12 protein-coding genes are annotated in these 11,746 nt (G+C 38.6%); 5 read left to right on the top strand and 7 right to left on the bottom strand.

Annotated features, from left to right (window positions below; genetic code table 11):
- The first annotated feature begins 5 nt into the window (after positions 1 to 5).
- From accA to tilS, 3 genes are all read left to right on the top strand, one after another.
- Positions 6 to 965 carry an acetyl-CoA carboxylase carboxyl transferase subunit alpha gene (gene accA / locus B6258_RS05290; protein WP_099074400.1) on the top strand — a complete coding sequence of 320 codons (960 nt, stop codon included), beginning with the start codon at positions 6 to 8 and terminating at the stop codon, positions 963 to 965.
- 238 nt (positions 966 to 1,203) lie between these two features.
- Complete coding sequence (locus tag B6258_RS05285; RefSeq protein WP_099074399.1) at positions 1,204 to 1,947, top strand: SDR family NAD(P)-dependent oxidoreductase; 744 nt, start codon at positions 1,204 to 1,206, stop codon at positions 1,945 to 1,947.
- Positions 1,948 to 2,115: 168 nt separating this feature from the next.
- Positions 2,116 to 3,447, top strand: coding sequence for a tRNA lysidine(34) synthetase TilS (gene tilS / locus B6258_RS05280; protein WP_099074398.1), 1,332 nt, complete (start codon positions 2,116 to 2,118; stop codon positions 3,445 to 3,447).
- A gap of 33 nt (positions 3,448 to 3,480) precedes the next feature.
- Here tilS and rof read toward each other — a convergent pair whose 3' ends face one another.
- Entirely contained in the window at positions 3,481 to 3,741 is a 261-nt protein-coding gene (rof, locus tag B6258_RS05275; protein WP_099074397.1) for a Rho-binding antiterminator, read from the bottom strand.
- A 262-nt stretch (positions 3,742 to 4,003) separates the two neighbouring features.
- Between rof and nlpE the strand changes: the two genes are divergently transcribed.
- Positions 4,004 to 4,684 (top strand): envelope stress response activation lipoprotein NlpE, encoded by a 681-nt coding sequence (gene nlpE / locus B6258_RS05270; protein WP_099074396.1) that lies wholly within the window; start codon positions 4,004 to 4,006, stop codon positions 4,682 to 4,684.
- Positions 4,685 to 4,777: 93 nt separating this feature from the next.
- Here the strand turns inward: nlpE and proS are convergent, their stop codons facing one another.
- From proS to metN, 6 genes are all read right to left on the bottom strand, one after another.
- Positions 4,778 to 6,493, bottom strand: coding sequence for a proline--tRNA ligase (gene proS / locus B6258_RS05265; RefSeq protein ID WP_099074395.1), 1,716 nt, complete (start codon positions 6,491 to 6,493; stop codon positions 4,778 to 4,780).
- Between the two features lie 479 nt (positions 6,494 to 6,972).
- Positions 6,973 to 7,680: a tRNA (N6-threonylcarbamoyladenosine(37)-N6)-methyltransferase TrmO gene (gene tsaA / locus B6258_RS05260; RefSeq protein ID WP_099074394.1), complete on the bottom strand. Its 708-nt coding sequence runs from the start codon at positions 7,678 to 7,680 to the stop codon at positions 6,973 to 6,975.
- The gene (rcsF, locus tag B6258_RS05255) at positions 7,677 to 8,087 is read right to left on the bottom strand and encodes an Rcs stress response system protein RcsF (RefSeq protein ID WP_088494713.1); all 411 of its coding nucleotides are present in this window, start codon (positions 8,085 to 8,087) and stop codon (positions 7,677 to 7,679) included. The genes tsaA and rcsF overlap by 4 nt, the downstream gene beginning before the upstream one ends.
- A gap of 130 nt (positions 8,088 to 8,217) precedes the next feature.
- On the bottom strand, positions 8,218 to 9,033 hold the full coding sequence (locus B6258_RS05250) for a MetQ/NlpA family lipoprotein (protein WP_099074393.1): 816 nt from the start codon (positions 9,031 to 9,033) through the stop codon (positions 8,218 to 8,220).
- Between the two features lie 66 nt (positions 9,034 to 9,099).
- Complete coding sequence (locus B6258_RS05245) at positions 9,100 to 9,753, bottom strand: methionine ABC transporter permease MetI (RefSeq protein ID WP_099074392.1); 654 nt, start codon at positions 9,751 to 9,753, stop codon at positions 9,100 to 9,102.
- Positions 9,746 to 10,777 carry a methionine ABC transporter ATP-binding protein MetN gene (gene metN, locus B6258_RS05240; RefSeq protein WP_099074391.1) on the bottom strand — a complete coding sequence of 344 codons (1,032 nt, stop codon included), beginning with the start codon at positions 10,775 to 10,777 and terminating at the stop codon, positions 9,746 to 9,748. The genes B6258_RS05245 and metN overlap by 8 nt, the downstream gene beginning before the upstream one ends.
- Positions 10,778 to 10,969: 192 nt before the next feature.
- Here metN and gmhB point away from each other — a divergent pair, with 192 nt between their 5' ends.
- Positions 10,970 to 11,536 carry a D-glycero-beta-D-manno-heptose 1,7-bisphosphate 7-phosphatase gene (gmhB, locus tag B6258_RS05235; protein WP_099074390.1) on the top strand — a complete coding sequence of 189 codons (567 nt, stop codon included), beginning with the start codon at positions 10,970 to 10,972 and terminating at the stop codon, positions 11,534 to 11,536.
- Positions 11,537 to 11,746: the final 210 nt, after the last annotated feature.

The following is an 11,746-nucleotide window of genomic DNA, read 5'->3' as shown; positions in this document are numbered from 1 at the left end:
ATGTTATGAGTCTTAATTTTCTGGATTTTGAACAGCCAATTGCCGAGTTAGAAGCGAAAATTGATTCGCTAACCGCAGTTAGCCAACATGATGAAAAAATTGATATTAATATCGATGAAGAAGTTTCACGCTTAAGAGAAAAAAGCCTAGAGCTAACGCGTAAGATTTTTTCTGATCTTGGTGCATGGCAAGTCGCACAACTTGCACGTCATCCATTAAGACCTTACACACTGGATTACATTCATCGTATCTTTACTGATTTCCAAGAATTAGCAGGCGACCGTGCTTATGCTGATGATAAAGCCATTGTGGGTGGTATCGCTCGTTTAGATGGTCGTCCAGTGATGGTTATTGGACATCAAAAAGGGCGTGAAACGAAAGAGAAAATCCGCCGTAACTTTGGTATGCCTGCGCCAGAAGGCTATCGTAAAGCGCTTCGTTTAATGGAGATGGCGCAACGTTTTAATCTCCCTATTATCACCTTTATTGATACGCCGGGGGCTTATCCTGGTGTTGGTGCTGAAGAGCGTGGTCAATCAGAAGCGATTGCACGTAACTTACGTGAAATGTCACGTTTTGGTGTGCCAATCATTTGTACCGTTATTGGCGAAGGTGGGTCTGGTGGCGCACTCGCTATTGGTGTCGGTGATAAAGTGAATATGCTGCAATACAGTACCTATTCTGTTATTTCACCAGAAGGTTGTGCATCTATCCTTTGGAAAAGCGCAGATAAAGCACCATTAGCTGCTGAAGCAATGGGGATCACGGCAAACCGTTTAAAAGAGCTTAAGCTGATTGATACGGTTATTCCTGAGCCTTTAGGTGGCGCGCATCGCCACTATGATGAAATTGCGACGTCTTTAAAAGCACAAATCAAAGCTGATTTAGAAGAGTTAGATGCATTTGAATCAGAAGAGCTAACAAACCGTCGTTACCAACGTTTAATGGAATACGGTTACTGCTGATAGTGTAATGTTTTTCTAAAATAACAGAGAACCTCATGTTGATAACGTGAGGTTTTTTTTATCTCTAAAAACTATCCTTACTGAGACAATTAAACCCAGTGATATTAACAATAATATATTATATATCAATATGTTAAGTTGATCTCAAAAACAATATTAATTCACTTTTTTACTAAAAGAATAATCAACCGTATCTATTATCTTATAGGGGCATTTACTTCTTTTGTGAGGAAAAGCGATGATATCGTTTAATGGTAAAGTTGGGATCATTACAGGCGGTAATAGCGGGATTGGTTTAGCTTCTGCGGAAAAGTTTCTATCCTTAGGCGCATTTGTTGTTATCACTGGTAGTCATTTAACCCGAGGGCAAAAAGCAGAAAAATACCTAAAAGAAAAAGGCCTTTTGGGTGAATTTATACAAATGGACGTAAAAAGTGAAAAAGAGAACGAACAACTTATTGATTATGTAGTAAATAAGTATGGGCGACTGGATTTCATCTTTGCTAATGCGGGTGTTTTAACCGATAACATCGCTGATAAATTAGAGTATGAAAAATGGAAAGGGGTATTAGATGTTAATCTTAATGGGCTCTTTCTGATTAATCGTGCAGCAATTCAATATTGGCTAAAAAATCAACTGTCAGGCGCCATTGTTAATTGTAGTTCGATTTGCTCTTTTGTGGGCCAACACGAGTTTCCTGCCTATTGTGCATCAAAAGGTGGTGTTAAATTACTGACACAAACACTTGCTATTGATTATGCAAGTAAAGGTATTCGTGTTAATGCGGTTTGTCCAGGGTATATTGATACGCCTTTATTAGATGGGCGTGAACTCGATAAGCAAAAGTTGGCGACACTGCATCCTATTGGTCGTCTTGGTACGCCAGAAGAAGTTGCTAATGTTGTGGCTTTTTTGGCGAGTGACGCAGCTTCGTTTGTCACTGGAGCCTCTTATTTGGTTGATGGTGGCTTTACTGCGTAAATAGGGCTTATTTAAGGCAGAATAGCGTTTATTCTGCCCTCTCTTGCTTCATTAGTACTCAAACATCTTAAATTTTATATTCATTTATCAGGAATGCTTTGTATTCGTGCAAAGTTGGGTAGAAAAGCTTAACATAATCATCTGAATTCACTGATAAATGACGATACAATGAAACAGGAATACGGCTTACTCCTTAAAGAAATCAAACAACAAATTGATCCTTACACTAAAATTTTGGTGGGTTTTAGTGGTGGTGTAGATTCCACAGTTTTATTGCAAGGACTTGTACGTTTACGTGATGAATTCCAATTACCTTTAGAATTAACCGCTATCTATATTCATCATGGATTAAATATCAAAGCAGATGATTGGCTTGCTCATTGTAAACAATGCTGTCAGCAATGGCGTGTCGATTTTATCAGTGAAAAAGTGAATGTGGATCCTAAAGAGGGCGGTCTTGAAAATGGTGCAAGAGAGGCGCGTTATCAAGCCTTTCGCCGATATTTACAGCCACAACAAGTGTTAGTGACTGCTCAGCACCAAGATGATCAAGCTGAAACTTTTTTACTGGCTTTAAAACGAGGCAGTGGTCCTGCTGGACTTTCCTCAATGCCAGCCAAAATGGTGTTTGAAAATAGTTACTTACTTCGACCATTACTCAATATTACGCGTGAGCAAATTGAATGTTATGCTACTGAACAAGGGCTAGATTGGATAGAAGACGATAGTAATCAAGATGATCATTATGATCGCAATTTTTTACGATTGCGTGTTATGCCTTTGCTAGCTCAACGTTGGTCTCACTTTTCGCAAGCGGTAACTCGAAGTGCTACATTGTGTGGTGAACAAGAAGCATTACTAGATGAATTGTTAGATCCTGAGCTTAATGGTTTGATGAAGAGTGATCTCAGCTTAGATATTAATCAACTTGCCCGTTGTAGTGTTATAAAGCGCAATGCTTTACTCAGGCGCTGGTTTGCTAAACACAATAAAATCATGCCATCAAGACAACAAATCTTACGATTGTGGCAAGAAGTTGCTTTAGCAAAAGAAGATGCAGAGCCTCGATTACAATTTTATCAAGATGAAGTCAGACGCTATAAACAGCGCCTTTATCTAGTTCCAATCGTCCAAGAGCCTGTTGATCACATTATTGAGTGGTTGCTCAATGAACCTTTATGTTTACCTAATGGATTAGGGGTTCTATCACTCGTAGCCGAAACAGGAAAAAATACCGTTAGAAAGCCTGCAAGTGATGAAAAAGTCACTGTGCGTTTTGGTTTAACACAAGCATCTTTGCGTATTGTAGGGCGAGAGCACGCTCGACATAGTAAAAAAATCTGGCAAGAGCTTGAAGTTGCACCTTGGCGTAGAACCCGGATCCCTTTGATTTATTATAATGATACGTTAATTGCAGCTATTGATACATTTGTTACTTTTGAGGGAAAAGCAACATCAGAACAGGCTATTACTATTGAGTGGCAAGAGGCTCATGAATGAACAACCGCCAGTTGGCGGTTGCTCTTTATTCGGTTATTCCGATTTTATAATGATTGTCCCAAGTTCGGGATTAGAAAAACTGGCAATAACATCTAGTCGTAAATCTTTAGAGCCTTCAGACGTTTTGACTTTTAAGTATTCAACTTTCTTGCTTAAGAAAAGGTCATCCGCAACACCTTCAATAAGCTCACCATCATGCAGTTCAATATGGAGCGCTAAACCACGCTGGCATGCTAACTCCAGATACTCATAATCATCACAGTTAATTGGTTGATATTCTGTATTTGTTGACATATTCCCTCACCACTCTTTCGTGGCGGTGTTGCCGCCAGTGAATAATTCAGAATAAAATCATTATGCTGTTATTCGATGTGAGCACAATAGTTATTATAATAATTTTCTGAAATAGTTCTTTATTAGAAGTGATTTGAGAAATAATTAACAATTATGGGTGCATTTATCTTAAAGCTTGTTTTATTGCCCCCTTTTATTTTAAAAAATGTTAGAATCATATTGAGAATGATTTATTAAAAAGTACCCAGAATGTAGGGAGTTGATGATGGGGAAAAAATTTTTATTTGCAGCCGTTGCTGCTGGGTTATTTGTACTGTCAGGTTGTCAAAATAATATTGGCTTATCACTTGATGGAAAAATTGTAGACCAAACTTACAACAGTATTCTGCCTTGTGCCGATTGCTCTGGTATCGACACGACAATTCTTGTTAATCAAGATGGCTCTTATGTTATGGAGCAAAGCTATCAAGGTTCACCTGATGACAAACGTAGTTTCTTTGAATCAGGAACATGGGTATTAGGTAAAGATAAGCTGACGTTGACTAATAGTTATGGTGAAAAGAGCTATTATTTACCTCGCGAAGATAAATTAGTCATGCTTGATATTGATGGCAACGTTATTAATTCAGAACTAAATTATACTTTAGCTAAGGTTCAGCCTAAACAGCTTGCTGGTGAGTTTACCTATTTTGCCGATGCAGGTACGTTTAAAGATTGCCAATCAGGGCGTGTTTACGCAGCCAGTGGTATTGAATTGGAAAAAGGCTATTTCTCAACGGGTGTTGAGGGTGGAACACCTGTTTACCTCGAAGTAAATGGTTATTACAGTATTCGTCCTTCAATGGAAGACGGTCAATATGACCGAGCTTTAGTTGTCGCAGATGAAAAACCTCGTTTTAATCGTCATGGTTCTTGTGGAAATCATCGTGGTGGCAGAAGCTAAGTTTTAGTTTTTTTATATTCTTTCTAAACAAAAACCCGCATCAGCGGGTTTTTGTTTATCAATCAAATTTCTTATTACAAAGAGGCTTGATAATTAAGCGAGTTGCTCTTTGATAAAGGCAACAACATCGTCAACATTGACCAGTGATTTATCATCACTACGACGCGCTTTATATTCGATTTGGTTGTTGTCTAAATTACGATCACCAATCACGATTGTGTGTGGAATACCGATAAGTTCCATATCAGCAAACATTACACCTGGACGTTCTTTACGATCATCAAACAGAACATCAATACCTTGAGCACGTAATTCGTCATAAAGTTTGTCAGCGACTTCTTTAACACGATAAGAACGATGCATATTCATTGGTAAAATAGCAACTTGGAATGGTGCAATCGCATCTGGCCAAATAATACCGCGAGCATCATGATTTTGTTCAATAGCGGCAGCAACAATACGAGTTACACCGATACCATAACAGCCCATAGTCACGATTTGGTTATGACCTTCTTCGTTTTGTACAGTTGCTTTTAATGCTTCTGAATATTTGGTACCAAGTTGGAAGATATGGCCAACTTCAATACCACGTTTGATTAGCAACGTTCCTTTACCATCTGGGCTTGGATCGCCTTCAACAACATTACGGATGTCAGCAATTTCAGCAACAGGTAGGTCACGCTCCCAGTTGATACCAAAGTAGTGTTTACCATCAACGTTTGCACCTGCACCGAAATCACTCATTACTGAGACAGAACGATCCATAATAACGGGCAGTGGCAGATTAACTGGGCCTAATGAACCTGGGCCTGCATTTACAGCTTGGCGAATTTCAGCTTCGGTTGCGAAAGTTAAAGGCGCTGCAACGATAGTGCATTTTTCTGCTTTAACTTCATTCAGTTCGTGATCACCACGGACTAATAATGCCACTAATGGGTGGCCACTTTCTTTCGTACCATGAACAATCAGTGTCTTAACTGTTTTTTCAATTGGTAGATTGAATTGTTCAACTAATTCAGCAATTGTTTTAGCGTTTGGTGTATCCACTAAACGTAATTCTTCAGTTGCAACAGCTCGTGGAGTTGCAGGCATTATTGCTTCTGCTAATTCGATATTGGCTGCATAGTCAGAGCCAGTTGAGAAGACGATGTCATCTTCACCGCTGTCAGCTAAAACTTGGAACTCATGAGAGGCATTACCACCGATAGAGCCTGTATCTGCAAGTACTGGACGGAAATCTAAACCAATACGTGAGAAAATTTTGCTGTAAGCTTCGTACATTCTGTCGTAAGTCTCTTGTAAAGACTCTTGAGAGATATGGAAAGAATAAGCATCTTTCATGATAAATTCACGAGAACGCATAACACCAAAACGAGGGCGTACTTCGTCACGGAATTTAGTTTGAATTTGATATAAGTTCAGTGGAAGTTGTTTGTAAGAGGTAATTTCATTACGAACAATATCAGTAACAACTTCTTCATGGGTTGGGCCTAAAACAAATGGGCGTTCGCCTCTGTCTGAAAAACGCAGTAATTCAGGACCATACTGTTCCCAACGACCACTTTCTAGCCATAAGTCAGCGGGTTGAACAACTGGCATTGAAATCTCAAGTGATCCTGCGTTGTCCATCTCTTCACGAACAATTTTTTCAATTTTTCTTAGAACACGAACCCCTGTCGGCATCCAATCATAAAGACCAGATGCGAGTTTACGGATCATGCCTGCGCGAAGCATAAGTTGATGGCTGACAATTTCTGCATCAGCAGGTGTCTCTTTTAAAGTAGAGAGCAAATAGTGGCTAGTACGCATTATTAGGTTCCATTAGAACAAAAATACTTAGGCTGACTGTCACGCCAGTCTATATCAATATAATTAGAGAAAGACTTTAGAGCGTGTTGATCTTTGCTGCTTATTTTTACAGCAAAAGAAATTTATAAAACAAGCAACATATTCAACTATTTTGGCTTTGGGCATTGATTGACATTAACAATGACCACTTAAAAATAAAAACAGCCCTACAGGTTCGATTAAAAGACGTTTCACTCATTTTATTCTGCGTTGAGAGGCGCTAGCCTAGTTCACTAGGCGACGAACCTCTCGCCTTGCCTAAAATGCTTTTAATTCGAATAAAAATCGACCATCAAAGGTCAACACGCTCTAGTCTACCAGTGACTTAGGTCTGCCAAAAGGGGCAAAGCATTTTTTTCAATCTGATTTGTCTAAAGACATGAGAATGATGCTCAGCTTAGATTATTCATGATAGCAATATCAATGAAGATAATAGCAAGTTACCGCGGTTCTACACTAAGAACAAGTGTCTGTTGTCCAGTGACTTGCCAGCGAACATTAAATTCGAGTAAATGTACTGCATAAATTCTATCACTTTGTTCTCCCTTTTTATAAGCAGGACGAGGATCTTGCTGTAAGACTTGGGTAATAAAGCGTGAAAGATGAGGGTATTCACTTGCATAGTGTTGCAGTTGTTCGGATGCAATCTGTGAAAAGAAAACCGGCATTTCGTTATTGGGAGCTTCTTGTGCAAACCCAGCAATTGCATTTGGGCGAGATTCTGCAAACGGTAAATAAGGTTTGATATCAAGAATAGGAGTGCCATCCACTAAATCAAGGCTACCTAATTCTAAAATAACAGACTGATCCGTTGTATTTACCTTTTTCAATTCAACCAATGACATACCAATTGGGTTGGGGCGAAAGGTTGAGCGAGTTGCAAATACCCCCATTTTAGCGTTTCCACCTAATCTAGGGGGGCGAACGAGAGGATGCCAACCTTGTTGTGCTGTTTGATGAAAAACAAAGATCAACCAAAGGTGGCTAAATTGTTCTAAGCCTCGAACTGCATCAGGGTGATTATAAGGTGTATGTAGAATAAGTTGACCGCCGCCATCCTGGATTAATCCAGGTTGGCGTGGAACGGCAAATTTTTCTTTATAAGGACTTGAAATGTGCCCTATAGAATTCATTTGGTAGGTATTCATTTTGTAATGAGTAGCGCTGTGCCTTCACAAATAGCGGATTGATAGCAACCTAAGCCTGTGACAATTTGGCATTCATGCAACAAAACAGCATTTGCATTTTTGTAGGCTGCTTTTGTTGCCATTCTTTTTTTAGCAATAGGTAAACTGGCTGGTGGATCTTGTAATGTTTGACGACAAGATTCACCTGCAACAATCCCGAGATCTTTAAAAGGAGCACCTAAAAGGTCTTCTGTTTTTTCAACAATACGTACTGAAGGTAAAGTTTGTGATCTTGGTTTTTGTGGTTGCCCTGGTTTATTTAAACGCATATCCGTAAATTTAGACTGATCAACATCAGATGATTTTTGCATTGAACAGCCTGTCATAAACAGCGCCATGATGCCAATAAGGAGCAAGCGCATGTGCATGGGTAATATCCTCTTTATTATTGTCTATACGAAAATTAAACGGCACTAATTTAATGCAATTTAGCCAAGTAAAAAAGAGAAAGGCGAACATTTGTTCGCCTTTTTTATGATTAAGCTAAATATTAGCGTATTACCAACCTTTAACTGCACCGCCGTTAAAGATTTTATTTGCAGCGCTATCCACTTCATCCGTTTGGTAAGCTTGAATAAATTTCTTCACATTCTCACTGTCTTTATTATCTTCGCGTGCAACAATGATATTTACATATGGAGAGTCTTTATCTTCAACAAAAATACCGTCTTTTGCTGGCGTTAAGTTTACTTGGCTTGCATAAGTGGTATTGATTACCGCCAAATAGATTTTTTGATCATCTAATGAACGTGGCAATTGAGGTGCTTCTAATTCTACTAATTTTAGATTTTTAGGATTTTCAATAATATCTAAAGAAGTCGGTAATAAGCCTACACCATCTTTTAATTTAATTAATCCTACTTTTTCTAATAACAGCAGTGAACGCCCTAAGTTAGTTGGATCGTTAGGGATAGCCACTTGAGCACCATCAGGTAAATCAGCTAAATCAGTAATTTTTTTAGAGTAACCCGCTATAGGGTAAATAAACGTATTTCCAACCGCAGTAATTTTGAAATTACGATCTTTAATTTGCTGATCCAAATAAGGTTTGTGTTGGAATGCATTAAGATCGATATCACCACGACTTAATGATTCATTAGGCATTACGAAGTCATTGAAAGTAACGAGTTCAACATCAAGACCATATTTATCTTTAGCAACTTGTTTTGCTACTTCTGCAACTTGTTGCTCAGAGCCAGAAATAACACCAACACGAATATGGTTTGGATCTTTTTCTTTTTCACCACAACCAGCTAATGCTAATGCGCCAATTAAAGCACTTACAACTGCGAGCGATTTAAATTTCAATGACATACATTTACCCTTATTTGATCCGTTAATTAAAAGGTTTCGATTTAATAATTGAAACCTTCAATCTAATTATTTATGTGTTGTCAGCTTCACTAAGCGATCGCCGAAAAACTGAATGATAAAAACAAGAATAACGAGCAGAACAATTACAATATTCATTACCGTTGCATTATAGCCAACATAACCATATTGATAGCCAATTTGACCTAAACCACCGGCACCAACAGCACCACCCATTGCTGAGTAACCCACTAATGTAATTAGTGTAATGGTTGCAGCGTTAATCAAGCCTGGTAAAGATTCTGGTAATAAAATTTTCTTAATAATTTGCATTGGTGTTGCACCCATAGAACGAGATGCTTCAATTAATCCTTGTGGGATTTCCAATAGCGTATTTTCGACCATACGAGCAATAAAAGGTGCTGCGGCAACAGTTAATGGCACGATGGCGGCTTGCAAGCCAATAGATGTTCCTACAACCAAGCGAGTAAAAGGGATCATCCATACCAGTAATATAATAAAAGGGATAGCCCTAAAAATATTCACAAGTGCTGAGATAACACGATAGGCAGGTGGATTTGCCATAATTTGTTCAGGACGAGTGACATAAAGCAAAACACCAAGTGGTAGCCCGATGACAAAACCAAAGAAGCCTGAAACGAAGGTCATGACTAAGGTTTCCCAGATCCCACTAATTAATAAATAAATCATTCCTTCAGACATAACCGAGAACCTCTACTTTCACATGATGCTCTTCTAAAAACGCAATCGACTTTTCAGTATTACCATTCTTACCGTGTAGTTCAGCTAACATCACGCCAAACTTCACACCGCCGGCATAGTCCATTTGTGAACTTAAAATATTAATATCTGCATCAAAACGACGCGCAACGATGGACATTAATGGTGCATCAACGGATTGGCCGTTAAATTCAAGTTTCAATAATGGGAATAAACCTTCCTCCCACTCTGGTTTCATGCGCTCTTTGTAATCTTCAGGAATATCCAATTGTAGTGTTGATTGGATAAAAGCCTGAGAAACCGGTGTTTTTGGATGCGAGAAAACTTCACTCACTGCATCACTTTCAACTAATTCACCACCACTTATTACTGCAACCTGATCACAAATGCGTTTTACAACATCCATTTCATGAGTGATTAATAAAATGGTGAGGCCTAAACGACGGTTAATGTCTTTTAGTAATTCTAAAATAGAACGTGTTGTTGCTGGGTCAAGTGCGCTAGTTGCTTCATCACACAATAAAACGTTTGGTGAATTTGCTAATGCGCGTGCAATTGCAACACGTTGCTTTTGCCCACCAGATAAGTTTGCTGGGTAATATTCTTTCTTATCTGATAAACCAACTAATTCAAGTAATTCATTAACACGCTTATTAATTTCAGCACGAGGTGTATTATCAAGCTCTAATGGCAGTGCCACATTATCAAACACTGTACGAGAAGACAGTAAGTTGAAATGTTGGAAAATCATACCAATACCGCGACGTGCTTTTGTTAATTCTTTATCAGATAACTTAGTTAGATCACGACCATCAACAAGCACTTCACCTGAAGTTGGTTTTTCTAACATGTTCACACAACGTATAAGTGTACTTTTACCCGCTCCTGACGATCCGATAACACCAAAAATCTGCCCTTGTGGCACATGCAGGTTAATGTTTGATAGCGCTTGTATTGAACGCTCTCCCTGCTTAAACACTTTGTTTATATTCGTCAGTTTAATCATGTTTTTCTTTATATAAGTAGATATGGGACATAAAGACTATTCTGCCCGAGTTAAAATAGATGTTAAGGCGTCTAGACGTCTAAGTCAATAAAAAAGAGTTGAAGAGTAATAAAGAAAGAAAGCCGTGGATATCATTCTCTATATAAGAAAAAACATGCGATACTAATAAAAATATCTAAATGGAGTAATGCTGTGAGCAAGGGGATTTCTGCGATTTTTTTAGATCGCGATGGAACTATTAATATAGACCATGGTTATGTGTCTGAAATTGATAACTTTAAGTTTATCGATGGCGTTATTGAGGCAATGGCTGAATTAAAAGCTATGGGATATGCCTTGGTACTTGTGACTAATCAATCAGGTATTGGTCGTGGCTATTATAGTGAAGATCAATTTTTACATCTAACAGAGTGGATGGATTGGTCTTTGGCGGATAGAGGTGTTGATTTAGATGGTATCTATTATTGTCCTCATCATCCTGATGCCACTGTAGATGAATATAAGAAAGAATGTGATTGTCGCAAACCAGCCCCAGGCATGTTTATGGATGCGAAAGCTCAATTAAACATCGATATGGCTTCTTCTTATATGGTTGGTGATAAAAAAGAAGATATGTTGGCAGCAAAAACTGCGGGAGTGGGCCATAAAATTCTTGTTCGTACAGGAAAAGAGATAACTGAAGAGGCACAACTGTGTGCAGATTTTGTTCTCGATAGCCTTGCAGACTTGCCAAAATGGCTAAAAAGCCACAAAAAATAGGCACTTCGTTTAATTTACCAACAAACGAACATTTTTTTTTAAAAAAACTATTGCCAGCCTCAGAAAACTCCCTATAATGCGTCCTCGTTGTCACGGCACAGGGCGCTAAGCGAACTGACTGAGAGAACGAAGAAAAAAAGTGAAAAGCCTTGAAAATAAACGCTTGACACTGAATGAGGAAGATGTAGAATGCACCTCCTCGCAACAACG

It is taken from the genome of Proteus alimentorum (genome assembly GCF_002607735.1).
GTDB classification, from domain to species: Bacteria; Pseudomonadota; Gammaproteobacteria; order Enterobacterales; family Enterobacteriaceae; genus Proteus; species Proteus alimentorum.
The sequence above is the reverse complement of the archived record's forward strand: the minus strand, read 5'-3'. Positions and strand labels throughout refer to the sequence as shown.